The 17023-nt window shown below is 25.1% G+C and carries 15 protein-coding genes; 5 read left to right on the plus strand and 10 right to left on the minus strand.

Features of this window, described 5'->3' with window-relative positions; translation table 11 throughout:
* Position 1: 1 nt before the first annotated feature.
* Positions 2-454 carry a ferrous iron transport protein A gene (locus IGS63_RS04595; protein ID WP_190615825.1) on the minus strand — a complete coding sequence of 151 codons (453 nt, stop codon included), beginning with the start codon at positions 452-454 and terminating at the stop codon, positions 2-4.
* A 225-nt stretch (positions 455-679) separates the two neighbouring features.
* Positions 680-2044, minus strand: coding sequence for an NAD(P)/FAD-dependent oxidoreductase (locus tag IGS63_RS04600; protein ID WP_190615826.1), 1365 nt, complete (start codon positions 2042-2044; stop codon positions 680-682).
* Positions 2045-2132: 88 nt separating this feature from the next.
* Between IGS63_RS04600 and IGS63_RS04605 the strand changes: the two genes are divergently transcribed.
* Positions 2133-3416, plus strand: a complete 1284-nt coding sequence (locus tag IGS63_RS04605) for an ArsB/NhaD family transporter (protein ID WP_190615827.1) — start codon at positions 2133-2135, stop codon at positions 3414-3416.
* Here IGS63_RS04605 and IGS63_RS04610 read toward each other — a convergent pair.
* Positions 3413-3673, minus strand: a complete 261-nt coding sequence (locus IGS63_RS04610; protein ID WP_190615828.1) for a hypothetical protein — start codon at positions 3671-3673, stop codon at positions 3413-3415. The genes IGS63_RS04605 and IGS63_RS04610 overlap by 4 nt on opposite strands.
* Positions 3674-3796: 123 nt before the next feature.
* Between IGS63_RS04610 and IGS63_RS04615 the strand changes: the two genes are divergently transcribed.
* A complete protein-coding gene (locus IGS63_RS04615; protein WP_190615829.1) occupies positions 3797-4051 on the plus strand; it encodes a glutaredoxin family protein in 255 nt (84 codons plus the stop codon).
* Positions 4052-4073: 22 nt separating this feature from the next.
* On the opposite strand, the gene IGS63_RS04620 is transcribed toward IGS63_RS04615, so the two are convergent.
* The 5 genes from IGS63_RS04620 to IGS63_RS04640 form a co-directional block, all read right to left on the minus strand.
* Complete coding sequence (locus IGS63_RS04620; RefSeq protein ID WP_198423085.1) at positions 4074-4670, minus strand: DNA-3-methyladenine glycosylase; 597 nt, start codon at positions 4668-4670, stop codon at positions 4074-4076.
* Positions 4663-6156, minus strand: a complete 1494-nt coding sequence (locus IGS63_RS04625; RefSeq protein ID WP_190615831.1) for a YifB family Mg chelatase-like AAA ATPase — start codon at positions 6154-6156, stop codon at positions 4663-4665. The genes IGS63_RS04620 and IGS63_RS04625 overlap by 8 nt, the downstream gene beginning before the upstream one ends.
* Before the next feature lie 90 nt (positions 6157-6246).
* Complete coding sequence (locus IGS63_RS04630; protein ID WP_232521301.1) at positions 6247-8028, minus strand: AAA family ATPase; 1782 nt, start codon at positions 8026-8028, stop codon at positions 6247-6249.
* A gap of 33 nt (positions 8029-8061) precedes the next feature.
* Positions 8062-8700, minus strand: a complete 639-nt coding sequence (locus tag IGS63_RS04635; protein ID WP_190615833.1) for an anaerobic ribonucleoside-triphosphate reductase activating protein — start codon at positions 8698-8700, stop codon at positions 8062-8064.
* The gene (locus IGS63_RS04640; RefSeq protein WP_190615834.1) at positions 8700-10574 is read right to left on the minus strand and encodes a ribonucleoside triphosphate reductase; all 1875 of its coding nucleotides are present in this window, start codon (positions 10572-10574) and stop codon (positions 8700-8702) included. The genes IGS63_RS04635 and IGS63_RS04640 overlap by 1 nt, the downstream gene beginning before the upstream one ends.
* A gap of 144 nt (positions 10575-10718) precedes the next feature.
* On the opposite strand from IGS63_RS04640, the gene IGS63_RS04645 reads away from it, so the two are divergent.
* Together IGS63_RS04645 and IGS63_RS04650 are read left to right on the plus strand one after the other, a co-directional pair.
* Positions 10719-10961 (plus strand): acyl carrier protein, encoded by a 243-nt coding sequence (locus IGS63_RS04645; RefSeq protein ID WP_190615835.1) that lies wholly within the window; start codon positions 10719-10721, stop codon positions 10959-10961.
* A 277-nt stretch (positions 10962-11238) separates the two neighbouring features.
* Positions 11239-13800, plus strand: coding sequence for a CBS domain-containing protein (locus tag IGS63_RS04650; protein ID WP_190615836.1), 2562 nt, complete (start codon positions 11239-11241; stop codon positions 13798-13800).
* A gap of 27 nt (positions 13801-13827) precedes the next feature.
* Here the strand turns inward: IGS63_RS04650 and IGS63_RS04655 are convergent, their stop codons facing one another.
* Positions 13828-14430, minus strand: a complete 603-nt coding sequence (locus IGS63_RS04655; protein ID WP_190615837.1) for a transglycosylase SLT domain-containing protein — start codon at positions 14428-14430, stop codon at positions 13828-13830.
* Between the two features lie 3 nt (positions 14431-14433).
* Positions 14434-15879 carry an alpha-amylase family glycosyl hydrolase gene (locus tag IGS63_RS04660; protein ID WP_190615838.1) on the minus strand — a complete coding sequence of 482 codons (1446 nt, stop codon included), beginning with the start codon at positions 15877-15879 and terminating at the stop codon, positions 14434-14436.
* 53 nt (positions 15880-15932) lie between these two features.
* Here IGS63_RS04660 and IGS63_RS04665 point away from each other — a divergent pair, with 53 nt between their 5' ends.
* Positions 15933-17018, plus strand: a complete 1086-nt coding sequence (locus IGS63_RS04665; protein ID WP_190615839.1) for a hypothetical protein — start codon at positions 15933-15935, stop codon at positions 17016-17018.
* The last annotated feature ends 5 nt before the right edge of the window (positions 17019-17023 follow it).

The raw sequence follows: 17023 nt of genomic DNA on the forward strand, positions 1-17023 counted from the left end.
TTTAACCTTCTTTTTTACATATTATTTTTTTTGCTTGCCCTTTTCCTATGATAAAAATTTTATCTAAAGATTTTATAGTTATTTTCCCTTTGTTTTCTAAAACTTCAATTTCATTACCTGGTTCTATACCATTATTTTTCATTTTATTTAAGAAAAATGGTCCGCCATTGCAAGATAAAACTTTATATTTTCCACATTTTGCATTTAAAAGAGGTATAATTTCTTCTGAAATTTCAACATATATTTTTGAAGCTTCACTCTTTCTAAGCATTATTTTATTGTCTTCAATTTTATAAACAAAAGGATCATTAAAAGGAGAAATATGTACTAATTCTATTTCCTTTCCTATGATTAATCCCATTGATATTAATCTTTCTTTTGTATCTTCATCTAGTTCATATCTTACAATTTTTCCACTGCACCCTTGTGTCATGCTACTTAAAGGTATAATCATAAATATTCTCTCCTTAAAATTTTTTTATAATTAATACGTTAAATATATTTTATCACACTTAAAAAAATTAGTCAAGACTAAACTTTTAAAAAATAAAAAAATAAAAAAATAAGGATGAGAAAAAGTCTCATCCTCGTATCGGGTGAAGGGGGATATCTTCAAAGAAATAATATCACATTTTTTTTTAAAATTTGTATGATAAAAGTCATATTTTAATAAATAAAATTATTTTTTTTCAATAAATTTTTTAATAACTTCTTCAACTCTTGGTTTACAAAATGCACCTTGACATCTCCCCATTCCAGCTCTTGTTCGCATTTTTATAGCTTTTACAGTTTTAATTGGGATATTACGATTTAAAGTATCTAAAATTTCTCCTTCAGTTACTTGTTCGCATCTACAAATTATTTTTTCATTAGATGATTTTATATTTATTAAATTTTTAAGTTCTTTAGGGGTTAAAGTTTTTTGTTTTATAATAGGTTTCCTATAAGGATTAAAATTTTTCTTTTTTTCTAAATGTATACTTTTTTTAAGTATTTCTAAAACATATTTAGCTATTGCAGGTGAAGACGTTAATCCGGGAGATTCTATACCAGCTACATTTATAAATCTTTCTTTTGATTCTTCTATTATAAAATCACCCGTGTTTGGTGTTGGGCGTATACCAGAAAAAGTTTTTAGCTTTTTTTTCATATCAAAAAAGGGTACAGATTTTTTTGCTGTTTCTATTATATAAGTGAGCATTTCTTCAGAGGTCTTTGTATTTTCTTTATTTTCAACTTCCTCTGCATTAGGTCCTATCATTAAATTTCCATGATAGGTAGAAGTTACAAGTATACCTTTACCTTTTTTGGTTGGAACTTGAAATATTACATTGTTTACTATGCTTCCTGTTCCCTTTTCAAATAAAATATACTCACCTTTTCTTGGAATTATTTTAAATGTGTTTATTCCAAGCATTGAAGAAATTTTGTCTGCATAAACACCAGCAGCATTTATTAAATATTTTGTTTTAAAAGTTTTATTTTTGGTAATTACTTCAAAATGATCTTTGTACTCTTTAATAGCTAATACTTCAGAATTTAAAAATAATTCAGTTCCATTTTCAATAGCATTTTCAGCAAGAGCGATTGTGTATTCGTATGGAGAGGTAACTCCAACATCGGGACAATATAAAGCAAACATAACTTCTTTATTTATATTTGGTTCAATTTTTAATATTTCTTTTTTTTCTAATATTTTTAAGTTTTTAAGACCAAATTTTTTTCCATTTTCAAATAAATTATTTAATTCTTTTAATTCATTCGCGTTAAAAGCTAATACTAAACCTCCTGTTTTTCTATATCCAAAGTTTAGTTCTTCGTTTAAACTTTTAAACATTTGATTTCCTAAAAAACACAAATTACCTTTTAAGGATCCGAATTTTGCAGCATATCCTCCATGAACTATTCCACTATTTGCTTTTGATGCACCGTTACTGACATCATCTGTTTTTTCTAAAATACAAGTATTTACATTATATTTACTCAATTCTCTAGCTATAGATGTTCCAATTACTCCAGCACCTATTATTAAAAAATCATACATAAAAAACACCTCCAAATATATAATACCATAATATTAAGGTTGCATTTCATTTTTGATGAGAGTATAATAGTTCTTTAGGGGGGATAAAATGAAAGAAATAATTGTAATGATTACGTTTTTTGTTGTAATGTATACTATAATAACTCATAAAATAAATAGAACTATTTCAGCAATGCTTGGAGCATTGTTTTTATTAATAATAAAAATTTTTCCAGATCAACTTATGGCAATAGAACATTATATTGACTACAATACTATATTTTTATTAATTGGAATGATGCTTTTTGTTAGTGTTATAAAAAAAAGTGGAATTTTTTCTTATATTGGAATACAAACATTAAAAATATTTGGTAAAAATGGTTATATGCTTTTTATTTCTTTAACGATACTTGTTGGACTTATTTCAGCATTTATAGATAATGTAACTACGATACTTGTTTTTATACCTATTACTTTTGCTATAACTGATGCTCTTAAAATAAATTATATGCCTTTTATACTTGGTGAAATATTTGCATCAAATATTGGAGGAACAGCCACTATAATTGGTGATCCACCAAATATAATGATTGCTTCTGCATCTGGCATGTCTTTTATAGAATTTTTAGGATCTCAAATGCCTATATCTGTAATAAATTTAATTGTAGCAGATATTTTTTTATTGATTGTGTTTAAAAAGGATTTATCAAAAAAGATAGATCATGATTTTGTAAAAAAATTTAATCCTAATGAATCTATACAAAATAAAATGCATTTTTTTATTTCGTCAGTTCTATTTTTAATTGTTGTTGTTTCTTTTTCTTTTCAACATCAAATTGATATAGAAAGTTCTATAATAGCATTGAGTGCTGGCTTTATTGCTTTAGTTACTATGGAAGAAAAAAATACAGAAGAAATTTTAAAGGAAATAGAATGGGAGAGTATATTATTTTTTATGGGGTTATTTTTAATAACTGGAGCTATGGAAGAGGTTGGTTTATTAGAAGATTTTTCTAAAATTTTAATAAGTTTTGCGGGACATTCAAGTAGAATGTTTGCTTCTTTCATGTTAGCTATTTCTGGATTGTTTTCAGGTTTTGTAGATAATATACCATTTACTGCAACTATGATACCAGTTGTAAGAGATCTTCCAACAATGAATCCAGAAGTTTTTAAAAATTTGGATCCAATATGGTTTTCGCTTGCATTAGGTTCATGTTTGGGAGGTAACTTTACTCCAATAGGAGCTTCTGCAAATATATTAGGACTTGCAATGATAAAGCAGTTTAAAAAAGAAGAAGTAAAATTTTCACATTTTATGTTGTATGGTGGAGCAATAGTACTTATGAATATAATTTTTTCTGAAATATACATAAATTTGAGATATTATTAATTTTCTTTTTTTAATTGTTCTAATACTTCTACAATAGTTTTTGTTACTTCGGTTTTGAATGATTGCGAAAGGATGGGGAGTTTTAATCTAATTTCTTCATCTTTTGTTTTTGCATACAAAGGTTTCCATTTTTTTACTACATTTTCAATTATTATTTTTCTTTGTTTAGTATCAATTGGATTAAATATCATAAATTCCTCAAAAATATCTATTATTATATCTTCCATTATATTGTGTTTTTTGTCATTACTTTCCATTTTTACAACTCCAATTATATTATACATAATTAATGATGATTTTAACAATACTTAATATATTTTAAAAAAAAATATGATAAAGTTTATGTACCTTAATAGGGTATATAAAAGAGAGGTGAAATAATGAAATTTGTATTATATACTAATGATACTTGTGGAGTTTGTAAATCTTTAAAACCAAAAATAAAAGCTCTTTCTGAAGAAAAAAACATACCCCTTGAAGTTGTAAACGTAGAAGAAGAAAGAGAAAGAGCATCACAAAAATTAATATTCACAATTCCTGTACTTGCTTTTGAACACGAAAATAAAGAATATCAAAGATGGGTTAGAGTTTTTTCTGTTAATGACGTAAAAAATTATCTTGATAGAATACTATAACAAATGGATAAGTATCCATTTGTTATTTTTTTGATACGAACTTATTTTCTTCAATATAAAATCTCCACAATTTATTTTTGTATTCTTCAGCATAATCTATATTTATTCTTTTACTCTCTTTAATTTTGTTTGAAATACTTCCATCTATTATGAATAATTCTTTTCCTTTTATAAGATCATATCCATCAAAAGTTTTATCTATATTTAAAGCTTTACAGAGTTTTCCAGGTCCATTTGTTAAATCATATATTCTTTTTGATTTTATTTTTCTAAAAGTTTTAATTGTGTTTAAATAATTTAAAGGTTCAACAGCTCGAATTAAAACAGCTTGTGGGATATCTTTTTTGTTGACTACTATATTTAAACAATTATACATTCCATAAATTAAATAAACATATGAACATCCACCTTCTTTAAACATAGTTTCTGTTCTCTTTGTTCTTTTATTATTGTAAGCATGACTTGCTTTATCTTCTGGTCCCATATAAGCTTCTGTTTCTACTATTTTACAAAGTATATATTTATTATTTATTTTTCTTACTAGTATTTTTCCAAGTAAGCTTTTAGAAACCGTTATACCATCTTGCATATAAAAACTTTTATCTAAAGGCTTATACAATATCATTCCCCCTATAATTTAAAGCTTCAGATATATGAGATATTTCTATTGTTTTTGATTCAAAGGAATCTGCTACAGTTCTTGAAACTCTTAGTACTCTATTGACAGATCTTGCAGTTAATTTGAGTTTTAGTGCAGAATTTTTTAAAAAATCTTCTGCTTTTTCAGATATATTTAAAAATTGTTTTAGTTCGGAATTAGAAAGCTTACCATTTAACTTTCCTTGTCTATTAATTTGTATTTTTGAAGTTCTTGAAACTCTTTCTTTTATTTTTTTAGAACTTTCAGAATAAGATTTTGACATTAGTTCACTTATTTTAACTCTTGGAACATTTATTTTTAAATCTATTCTATCTAATATTGGACCTGATATTTTTTTATTATAGTTTAAAATTTGAACCATTGAACATGTACATTCTTTTTCTTTATCACCATAATAACCACATGGACATGGATTTTGTGCAGCTACTAACATAAATTTTGCTGGATATTTTGCTACTCCTTTGGAACGGGTTATTGTAACAAAACCATCCTCTAAAGGTTGTCTTAATCCTTCTATAACATTGCTTTTAAATTCTGGAAATTCATCCATGAACAAAACTCCATTGTGTGAAAGACTTATTTCTCCTGGTTTGGGATTAGAACCTCCACCTATTATTGAAACATCAGATGCCGTATGATGTGGTGACCTAAAAGGTCTATTATTTATAACTGTATTCATATAGCCAGATACTGAGTATATTTTTGTAGATTCAATTATTTCAGATTTAGTCATTTCTGGTAAAATAGAAGGAATTCGTCTTGCTATCATTGTTTTACCAGAACCTGGAGAGCCAATCATTAATATATTATGAAATCCACTTGCGGCTATTTCAGCTGCTCTTTTAACCAACATTTGACCTTTTATTTCAGAAAAATCTAATTCATGTTTTTTGATGCTATTTTTAGTGATTTTTGGGATATAAGTTTCTGGAGAATTGTATAAGCGTTCAATATCATTCAAATGATCTATTGTAAAAACATCGTTTTTTATAAAAGAACTTTCTTCTTGATTTTTTCTGGGGATTATAAATTTAGCATTTTTGTTTTTTTCCTTTATTGACATTAAAAATAATGTTATACCCATGACAGGTCTTATTTCTCCATTTAAACCTAATTCTCCAAATAAGTAAAAATTTTCATCTAATTTTTTTATTTGAGAAGAAGCTTCTAATAAAGAAACTGCAATTGGTAAATCAAAATGAGTTCCTTCTTTTCTTATGTTAGAAGGAGAGAGATTTGAAACTATTTTTCCATTTGGAACATTATAACCTGAATTTCTTATTGCACTTATTACTCGTTTTTCGCTTTCTAAAATAGAAGTTGTAGGCATTCCAACTATTTTAAAAGTTTGAATAGTAGATCTAGAGTTTATATCAATTTCAACCAAAGTTTCTTCGACATTAAATCCATTTACACTTCCTGTTTTTATTTTTGAGTACTTCACAAAAACCACCTCAATTATAATAAATAATAAGATTTGTTGTTTAGATTTTACTATATAAAACTTAGTTTATTATATTATTTATTGAAAGAACTATTTAATATTTTTAATTTTTTCTACTGAAATGCCTGTTAATTCAGAAATCATATTCACATCTAATCCTTTTTTAAGCATGTTCTTTGCTACTTTTTCTATCTCTGTTAATTCAACATCTTTATCCAAATTACTAACAATTTCAACCTCTTTTTTATCAAAAGCTATTGAAACTTTTATTATATCATTTATTCCATAATTTTTTATATCTTCTTCATACCTTTTTTCATTTATTTGTTTTAATCCATTTTTAGCACTATTTAATAGTGTTTTTTCGTTTTTATAAAACTTTTTAAACTCTATTATTATTCCTTTGTCTGTTTTATCTTTTGGAATTAAAATAACATCAGCTCTTCCAAGTCCTGTTTCTCTATTACTCTTTATTATGTACTTTTCTTTTAAACCAACACTCATTCCAAGTATTAATCCATGATAAAATCTTTCTGGTTCTTCTCCACTAACGTCAAAATAACTCAATGTATTCATAGTTAGTTTTTGAAAGTCTTCTTTAAACTCTTCTATATGTCCATTTATTAAATTTATTAATATATTATTGAGCTTTATTCTTTCTTCTTCAAGCATAGATACTACAGTTTTATTATAAAATATTTTTACTTCTTTATTTGGTATCTTTAAAGTATATCTTTCATAATCATGATTTATATTTTTTGTCCATTTTAAATATCCGCTGAATAAAAATAATGTCCATACAGACTCTTCTAAGTTGTTATTTAAGTCACCATAAACCATAGTTTCATTTATTGTACTTTCAATTTCTTCACCATTTATTAGTTTTTCTATTTTATCTTTTAATTCAGCACTTCCTTGTTTTATTAATTGTTTAACTAAGTAGTTTCCACTCGTATTCATCCAATATGGTCTTATTTTACCTTTATTCTTTGCAAGAGTTACTATAGAAAAAGGATTGTAAATTTCAACACCACCAAAATTATAACCATTGTACCAATCTATAACTTCACTTTCTTCATATTCAAGTTCATAATACTTCAATGTTTCTTCAACTTCTTCTTTAGTTAAACCATACTTATCATTGAATAGTTCATTCAATACAGTAGAAACTTCTAAGTTATTCACACCAGTAAAGATACTTTCTTTAGAAACTCTTGTTATACCAGTAAGAACTGCTTTTTCAAGGTATACATTATCTTTTAATGCCATTCCAAATAAGTTACCAATTAAAGATATTATTTCATCATAGTATCCGTGTAAGTAAGCTTGTTGAATGGGAGTATCGTATTCATCTATTAATATTATTACCTTTTTACCATAGTATCTTTCCATATATTCAGATAAACTTCTTATAGAATTTTCATAATCAGCATCTAAAGCTTCTCTACCCATTATTTTATCATATATAATTTTTTCTTCATTATCTAAAACTTCTAAAACATACTTATGCTTTAAATACAACCTTGAAAGCTCCATGGTTAATAAAGCATGCATCTTTTTTAAGTTATTAGACTTTAAATCTTTAAAGGTGATGTATATAACTGGATGTTTATTTAAATGTTTTTCTATTATATTTTTTTCTTTATATATTTTTAAGTTTTTAAAGAGGTATTCGTTATTTTGAGTAATATCAAAAAAGTACTTCATCATAGATTGACTGAGAGTTTTCCCAAACCTTCTTGGTCTTGTTATTAATAAAACATTCCCACCTTCAATAACTTCTTTTATTAACAAGCTTTTATCTACAAAGTACATATCTTCTTCTATTATAGTTTTAAAGTCACTTTGTCCTATTGGAAGCCTTTTTTTCATTTTCATCACCTCATTTTATTATATCATACTAGTTTATCTGATTATTAATTTTTCAGTTTTTAATTTTACATTTTTATTGATTTTAAAAATTTCTGTACTATTTGCAATGGTTATATATCCTTTTTCATTTTGATTAATAAAATTTTCAAAAAATTCAATATCTTTTTGATTTGAAAGATTAGGAACAAAAGTCATTCTAAATTCATAATCAATCGAATTTTTTCTTAGTATATCTATACTTTTAAAAATATTATCCATATTTAGTTTAGTATTTGTTAATTTTTCATAGTTTTTTGGAGAGGATTTTATATCCATTGCAACATAATTAATTAAATCTTTTTTTAAAAGTTTTTCTAACATTTTTGGGTTTGTTCCATTTGTATCTAATTTTATTTCATAGTCTAATTGTTTAATCTTTTGTATGAATTCAAATAAATCATTATTAATTGTAGGTTCTCCACCAGTTATACAAACTGCATTTAATCTTTTTTTTAAATCTATCAATTTTTTTATTATTGTATCTTCAGGAATTTTTTTATAATTATTAGAGTAGGCTATTTTCCAGTTATGACACCACGGACATTTAAAATTGCAGCCACCCGTGTAGATGACTGCAGATATTTTTTTTGGATAATCAACAAAACTAAAGGTTCTAATTCCTGATAAAATCATTATATATTTAATACCTCGCTATTCATAGAAAATTGAATTCTTTCAGAATATTCTTGTTGTTTTCCTTCGTTCCAATTTTGAACAGGTCTATAATATCCAACTACTCTTGAATAAACTTCTGAATCTTTTCCACATTTTGGACATTTAAAGTGTTCTCCAGATATATAACCATGTTCGGGACATATTGAAAAAGTTGGAGTTATACTCATATAAGGTAATGTGAAATTATTGAAACTTGTAACTATAAATTCTTTTAAAACTTCTTCATCGGTAATCTTTTCTCCTACAAATATATGAACAACCGTTCCACCAGTCCATTTATTTTGTAAACCCTCTTGATGTTCTAAAAGATCAAATGGATCTTCAAAAAATTTAACTGGTGGATGTACTGAATTTGTATAATAAGGTACATTTTTTGTACCAGATTGTATTATATTTTCTCCAAACTCTTCTTTATCTATTCTTGCTAATCTATAGGTAGTACCTTCTGCTGGAGAAGCTTCTAAATTATATAAATTTCCAGTTTCTTTATTAAAAGTATTTAATTTTTTTAGCATATATTCCATAATATCTTCTGCAAAATTTTTACCTTCTTCTTCTATTATTCCATGTTTTAAACCAAAGTTTAAAAGTCCTTCATGCATTCCAATAAATCCTATAGTAGAAAAATGATTAGCCCAATATTGACCAGTTAATTTATAAACACTATCAAGATAAATTTTAGTATAAGGATATAATCCGTTTTTTGTCCACTCTTCAATATGTTTTCTTTTTATTTCTAAACTTTGTTTTGCTGTTTCCATTACATCATCTAACAAATTGTAAAATTTATCTTTGTTTCCATTTGCTAAATACATTAATCTGGGGATGTTTATTGTAACAACGCCTATGGATCCAGTTAAAGGATTTGCTCCAAAAAGTCCACCACGTCGTTTAATTTCTGTATTTTCATTATCTTGCTTGTTTTCATTTACAAATCCAAAAGATAATTCTTTCATATGAGATAACACTTGTCTATTATCCAATTTTAGTCTACAACACATGCTTCTTGCATCTTCAGGATTCATATCAGAGTTTATATAATTTGCGAAGTAAGGAGTTCCATATTTCATGGTTAAATTCATTATCATAGTAGATACTTCAGACTCCCAATTGAAGTCTTTTGTAATGTTATATGTAGGAATTGGAAATGAAAAAGGTCTTCCATCATAATCACCTTCAAGCATTATTTCAATAAAAGCTTTGTTTATTAAATTCATTTCTTCTTGAAATTCATCGTAAGTTTCTTTCATTTCTTGTCCACCAATTATTATATGTTTATTTTTATGTGTTGATGGAACAACTAAATCCATAGTTATATTGCTGAATGGACTTTGAAAACCAACTCTTGTTGGAACATTCATATTAAAAATGAACTCTTGCATAGCTTGTTTTATTCCTTTAAAATCTAATTTATCGTATTTTATAAAAGGAGCAAGTAATGTATCAAAGTTAGAAAATGCAACTGCTCCCGCAGCTTCTCCTTGCATTGTGTAAAGAAAATTAACTATTTGTCCAAGTGCTGTTCTTAAATGGTTTGCAGGTCCAGAAGAAATTTTGTTTGGTACACCATTAAAACCATTTTTCAATAGTTCTTCTAAATCCCATCCAACACAATAACTAGAAAGAGAACCCAAATCATGTATGTGAATAAGTCCGTTTTTATGGTATTTTGCAATGATGCTATCCTTACCATATATTTCTTTGAGCCAATATTTTTTGGTAGCTTCTTGATGAATGTGATTATTTAATCCTTGAAGAGAATATTGCATATTTGAGTTTTCTTTTACCTTCCAATCATTTTCAGACAAGTATTCGTTTATAACTTTGTTCATTGTTGACCTCCTCAATATATAGAAAATATCATTTATATTTTACCATATAATACATTATATGGTATATTAAATTTTCGTAATTTTTTTTGGCATGTTGTTGCTTTATAGTTTTTGTGCATCAAATTTATTAAGGAGGAATTTTAAATGAATAGAGAAGAAATATTAGAAAAAGTAAAGAACGTTATGGTTGATAGTTTGGATACAGATGCTGAAAAAGTTACATTGGACGCAAGTTTAACAGATGATCTTGAAATAGACTCATTAGAACTTGTTGATCTTACTATGGCATTTGAAGAAGAATTTGACATAGCTATTGAAGATTCAGAGCTTGAAAGTATAAAAACAGTTAAAGATATTGTAGATTTATTTGAAAAAAAATCAAAATAGTTTTAATTTAGGAATTCCCAACTACAAACTCTCCCAGAAGCCAAAAAGAGACCGAAAGGTCTCTTTTTTTAGTATTTATTTTTTTATTGAAATATAAATTATACATACAATTAAATATATTACATGATATATTAACATAAGTGATGTATTATGTATAACAGAGATCCCCCGATCCCACAAAAAAATAAGTAACTAAATTACTTTGACAGTCTGCCCCCCAATGTAGACTGTCTTTTTTTGTGATAAAATATAGTGACTAAAAGAATGGGGGAAAGATATGAAAACCTTAATAACGACACATGCCAATCCTGACTTTGATGGTTTTGCTGCTTCTATTGCTGCTTCATTAATTTATAAAAATTCAATTATAGTAATAGCTGGAAACCCTTCTCAAAATTTAAAAGAATTTTTACAGTTGTATAATTTACCTTATTTGAATGAAAAAGATTTTTTAAAAAAATATCCTAATTATGAATTAGAAGTAGAAAAAATAGTTATAGTTGATACTGCAAATATAAATAGAATACCAGTTTTTATAAAAGAAATAATAATTAATAATAATGATATAAAAATTGATATTTATGATCATCATCCAATTTTGAGAGAAAACAATATAATTGGAAATAATTATTCAAAAGAGTGTGGAAGTGCTGCAACTATAGTTTTAGAAAAATTATTAAAAGAAAAAAATGACTTTCCAGATATTTATAAAACATTATTTTTAATAGCAATACATGAAGATACGGGGAATTTTATATATACAACTACAACTTATTTAGATCATATTATAGCAGCAGAACTTTTAAAAATGGGAGCAAATTTAGAAGAAGTTGAAGATTTTGTTTCATTAGAAATGACAGAAGATCAAAAACAAATCTTTGATCTTCTATACAACAATATATCTGAATTTTATGTAAATGATTTGAATGTGTACATTGCTTTTGCAGAAACGGAAAAGTTTATAGGTGGATTAAATATAATAACTCATAAAATTTTTGAAACATTGACACCGGATGTATTGTTTTCAGTTGTTAAAATGGGAAAAAATATATACATTATTGCAAGATCTAAAAGTGATGAAATAGATTTAAATGTTATATTAAAAGAATTTAATGGAGGGGGACATAAAAAAGCTGGAGCTGCAAAAGTAAAAAATGGTGATGCTAATAAAATTATTAATGATATAAGAGAATTAATGAAAAAAGCATTTGCACCTGTTTTAAAAGCTATTAACATAATGTCTTCTCCTGTTAGAACTGTATTTGAAAATGAAAAATTAGAAAAAATATTTGAAATAATGGAACAAACGGGACATTCTGGTCTACCAGTTGTTTCTAAAAATAAATTAGTTGGTATAGTAACAAAAAAAGATGTAGAAAAAGCAATTAAACATAAATTAAAAAATGCACCAGTTAAAGCAATAATGACAAAAAATCTTTTGGTTGTAGATGTTTTTACACCAGTATCACAAATTAGAAAAATAATGGCAGAAAGTGATGTGGGTAGATTACCTGTGTTAAAAGATGGTGTTTTAATAGGAATAGTAACAAGAAGTGATATATTAAAAGCTACTAATGGAGTTTTTGATTTTTCAATAAATCCAATAATAGAAGATCATTATGATACATTTAATATTATTAATTTAATGAAAGAAAAAATTTCTAACAGGGTATTAAATATGTTAAGACTTTTAGGAACGTATGGAACAGAGTTTGGTGTTCCTGTTTATGTTGTAGGTGGATTTGTTAGAGATTTACTTTTAGGTGTTGAAAATCTTGATATTGATTTAGTTGTAGAGGGAAACGGAAATGAATTTGGAAAGTATGTTGCTGATCAATTAAAAATAAAGTATTTATCTCATGAAGCCTTTGGAACTTGTTCTTTATTTTTTAAAGATGGATTTAAATTAGATATAGCAACAGCAAGAACTGAATATTATGAAGAACCTGCAAAATTACCAAAAGTAGAAATTTCTACCATAAAAAAAGATTTATATAGAAGAGATTTTTCAATTAATGCTATGGCTATAAAATTAAATCCAGAAAAGTTTGGTTTGTTACTTGACTTTTTTGGATGTAAAAAAGATCTTGATAATGGTATAATTAGAGCTTTATACTCTCTTTCTTTTGTTGAAGATCCAACAAGAATATTAAGAGCTATAAGGTTTGAACAAAGATTTAACTTTAAAATAGATGAAAATACATTAGATTATATGGAAAGAACTATAGAAAATAATTATTTGGAAAAAGTAACAGGAACAAGACTTAGAGAGGAAATAGAAAAGATAATTAAAGAAAAAAGTCCAATAAATGGAATTAAAAGGCTTGGTAAATTGAAAATAATTTCTCATTTGTTTCCATATACTTATTATACACCAACATTAGAGAATGAAATAATAAAGATGTTTGCTTTTTATGATCTTTTAAATAAAGAAAATAAAAAGTATATAGAAAATACTAATAAATTTTATATATTACTATATGTAATATTACAATATACTTCTATTGATGTGCTTGAATTTATAAGAGTTAAATATGGATTACCTAAAAATTTTGTAGAAAAATTAGTAGATGTAAAAAATGTTTTTAATAAGATAAATAAAGAAGATATAAAATTTTCTGAAATTTATGAATTAACAAAGAAGTTTAATAATGAACAAATAATATTTTTAGCTTCAAAGATAAGTGATAAAATGAGAGAACATTTTTATAAGTATTTGAAAAAGCTAAGCAATATAAAACTTCCTTTAAATGGAAAGGATTTAAAAAAAATGGGATACGTGAGAAATGAAATAGGTATTAAATTAGATGAACTTACTAAAATTGAACTTGATAAATAAAAAAGTAAACCATCTTGGTTTACTTTTTTATATTGTAGGATAAGTTACGGTTATTTCAGCAATTTTATAAATAACTTTATTTGCATAATATTCATTTCCGCCGCCATTATACCATCCTATTGCCGAATAAAAATTTTGATCATGATAATTTAAAAGATGTTTTAAATAAGCAGTTCCAACAAGAATATTGTATTTAGGATCTATTAATAATCTTTTTTTTATCCAATTTAAATCATTTGTTTTATAACCAGCCTTTTCAAAGCTTTCGGGATATTTATCAACTATGTATTTTGCAGTAGTTGGTCTTATTTGCATATATCCAATTTCACCCATTTTCCCTATTATGTTTCTAAAGTTTGTTTCAGTATCGATTATTGCAGTAATCATTAGTGGTGAAATTTTAAATATTTTAGAAGCATCTATTATTCCATCTATTATGTCGTAAACTCTGTTTGTAGATAAATCTTTCCTCATAGTATTTTTATATTGCATAGTTATAAAATCTTTTAAAAATGTTTTTAATTTTAATTCTGTTTGTTCATTTGAAGATGATGTATAAGTTATTCCTGCTGCAAAGGAATAAGAAAAAACTAAAAGTACTGATAATAACATGAGTATCTTTTTCCGCATTTGTTACCTCCCTTTTAGAACTAATATCGAATATTTTTCTAAAGACTTATTTTTTTTATTAAAATTCCCAAAAATTTTTATAATTTTAGAAGTATCAAAATTATCTAATTTTATTTCGTGAGATTTAAAGTTATAATATATAATAAATTCATTTAATCTATTAAATACGCTTAATTTTACCATGTTTTTGTTTGAATACAAAATCTTTATTTTTGCTTCTGAAATCCAGTCATTTTCTTTTCTAAAAGCTATTACAGACTTTAAAAAATTTAATATGGAAGTTTCGTTGTTTATTTGTTCTTCAAAAGATACACCACTGTAAGGTTTGTTGAATTTTATATTTTTCCATTCTGTTTGACCAATTCCATAACCACAAGAGTACCATTGTAGGGGTTCTTCTGCATCTTCTGTGAAATCAACGTTTGAAAGTTTACCTTTCATACCTAATTCTTCACCATAGTATATAAAGGGATTTCCTGGTAATGTCATTAACATTGCAATTGAAAATTTAACTTTTTCTATGGTTTTAAGTTCAGACATTAATCTTGTCATATCATGATTTGTTAAAAAATTTCCAGAATTAGTAATAATTTTTTCTTCATTTAAATAATTTTCCATACTATTTTTTAAACCATTTATAAATTTTTTAGTAGAATTTCTTTTTAAACTTTCTTTTAAATCATAAGAAAATGGAAAGTTAAAACCAATTTCAAAAATACCATTATATTTTTTAACTATTTTTGGATCATCCCAAACTTCACTTATTATTGTGGAATTTGGATTTATTGATTTTATATGAGAAATCATTTCTTTCCAAAAAGATATATTTTTTTCATGTTGATATTCAAACTTCATTTCTTTTATGTTGTAATCAAATATATGTTTTGCAGCATCTAATCTAAATCCATCAAATCCTATTTCTAACCAAAATGAAAATATTTTTTTCATTTCGTTCCAAAGATTTTTATTTTCAAAGTTTAATTCAGGAGAACCAGGTCCAAATAATCCATAAAAGTATTTATCATTAACTTTATGCCAAATATTAATATTATTTCCCCAATGCCTTTTTTCATTTATATCTGTTTTATCATTTGACCAAATAAAATAATTTTCATATTTTTTATCTCCGTTTAAGGCTTTTTGAAACCAAGGATGATTTATTGAAACATGATTTACTGGTATATCCAAAACAAATTTTAATCCTTTATTATGACCATTTTTTAAAGTTTCTTTTAATTCTTCTAAATTTCCATAAAGAGGATTTGTATTATAAAAATCAGTTATAGTGTATCCGTGAAAAGAAGGAGATTTCATTATTGGAAGAAGCCATATATGAGTAATACCTAAATTAACAAAATAGTCTAATTTTTTATTTAAACCAGAAAAATCTCCTATTCCGTCACCATTACCATCAAAAAAAGATCTTAAATATAATTCATAAAAAATCATAATAACAACTCCTTAAATATTTTTGGTATAATGTTTTTGAGGTGATATAAAAAATGAAAACACTTTCAAGCTATTTTATCTTATTATCTTTAACATTGTTTGTAATATTTATTTCATTATTTATCTTTTATTTTAATTCTTTTAAAGATGATTTTGAAAAAGAAAGTTTTGATAAATATTCTAAGTTAATTTCTTCGACTATAACATTTGAGATAGAATCAAAGATAAATTTTTATAAAAATAAAACTTTAAAAGAAGGAATTCCAGTTGGTCCTGTAAAAGATTTTGAATTTTTAGACAAAACTTTTGGAGCAACAACAGAAATTTATAATTTTGAGAAGGAAAATTCTGAATTTATATTAATTTATGGTATTTATTCTGATATAAGCTACAAGATGCGTATGAATATTGAATACATATTAGATGAAATAGTTAGGGAATTAGATATAAATGGAAAGTATATTTTTATTTTTAATAAAAAACATTTTGGTGATGAAGAATTTTTAAAACGTATAAAGGATGATAAATTAGATTTTAATAAAAATAGAGTTGAAAAATACAATAATGGATACTTTTTTTATGATGAAATAGGAAAGTTAAAAATTAAATTTTTATATTATAGTAAGGGAATGTTTTCAAAAACTATAAAAGAAAAAATGTGGCAAATGTACATTATTTCAATGATATCATTTTTACTAATAGTTCTTTTAAATAATTATTTTTCAATAAGTATAAGGTTTAAAGTATCTCAAATTTTAAATGAAATATATGATTTTTTGAATAATCCTAAGAAAGAAATTAATGAGCATAGAGAATTTACAGAAGAGTTGAAAAAAATAAAAAAATCGATTTTAACAAAAGAAGAAAGGAATTCATCATTTTTTAAAACATATGAAGAACTTAGATATATATACGAACTTACAGCTCAACATAATACGCTATTAATAGAATTAATGGAGTTTATTGAAGAATTTTTTGAAAAAGATTTTTCTGAGTTAAAGATAGAAAATAAATTTGTTAAATTAGAAAAAAGTAAAAAGTATGAAAATATAGATACTGAATTTTATACTATAATAAAGAAAAATTTAATCCAACTTTATGAAAAAATAAAAAAATTAAAGGATAATGAACAAATATAATGAAA

The sequence above is a fragment of the Tepiditoga spiralis genome (assembly GCF_014701195.1).
GTDB classification, from domain to species: domain Bacteria; phylum Thermotogota; class Thermotogae; order Petrotogales; family Petrotogaceae; genus Tepiditoga; species Tepiditoga spiralis.

What these genes read in the sequence shown, in the direction of transcription:
- IGS63_RS04595 (WP_190615825.1), bottom strand. Translation starts at nt 454, where the DNA reads ATGATTATACCTTTAAGTAGCATGACACAAGGGTGCAGTGGAAAAATT.
- IGS63_RS04600 (WP_190615826.1), bottom strand. Translation starts at nt 2,044, where the DNA reads ATGTATGATTTTTTAATAATAGGTGCTGGAGTAATTGGAACATCTATA.
- IGS63_RS04605 (WP_190615827.1), top strand. Translation starts at nt 2,133, where the DNA reads ATGAAAGAAATAATTGTAATGATTACGTTTTTTGTTGTAATGTATACT.
- IGS63_RS04610 (WP_190615828.1), bottom strand. Translation starts at nt 3,673, where the DNA reads ATGGAAAGTAATGACAAAAAACACAATATAATGGAAGATATAATAATA.
- IGS63_RS04615 (WP_190615829.1), top strand. Translation starts at nt 3,797, where the DNA reads ATGAAATTTGTATTATATACTAATGATACTTGTGGAGTTTGTAAATCT.
- IGS63_RS04630 (WP_232521301.1), bottom strand. Translation starts at nt 8,028, where the DNA reads ATGAAAAAAAGGCTTCCAATAGGACAAAGTGACTTTAAAACTATAATA.
- IGS63_RS04635 (WP_190615833.1), bottom strand. Translation starts at nt 8,700, where the DNA reads ATGATTTTATCAGGAATTAGAACCTTTAGTTTTGTTGATTATCCAAAA.
- IGS63_RS04640 (WP_190615834.1), bottom strand. Translation starts at nt 10,574, where the DNA reads ATGAACAAAGTTATAAACGAATACTTGTCTGAAAATGATTGGAAGGTA.
- IGS63_RS04645 (WP_190615835.1), top strand. Translation starts at nt 10,719, where the DNA reads ATGAATAGAGAAGAAATATTAGAAAAAGTAAAGAACGTTATGGTTGAT.
- IGS63_RS04650 (WP_190615836.1), top strand. Translation starts at nt 11,239, where the DNA reads ATGAAAACCTTAATAACGACACATGCCAATCCTGACTTTGATGGTTTT.
- IGS63_RS04655 (WP_190615837.1), bottom strand. Translation starts at nt 14,430, where the DNA reads ATGCGGAAAAAGATACTCATGTTATTATCAGTACTTTTAGTTTTTTCT.
- IGS63_RS04660 (WP_190615838.1), bottom strand. Translation starts at nt 15,879, where the DNA reads ATGATTTTTTATGAATTATATTTAAGATCTTTTTTTGATGGTAATGGT.
- IGS63_RS04665 (WP_190615839.1), top strand. Translation starts at nt 15,933, where the DNA reads ATGAAAACACTTTCAAGCTATTTTATCTTATTATCTTTAACATTGTTT.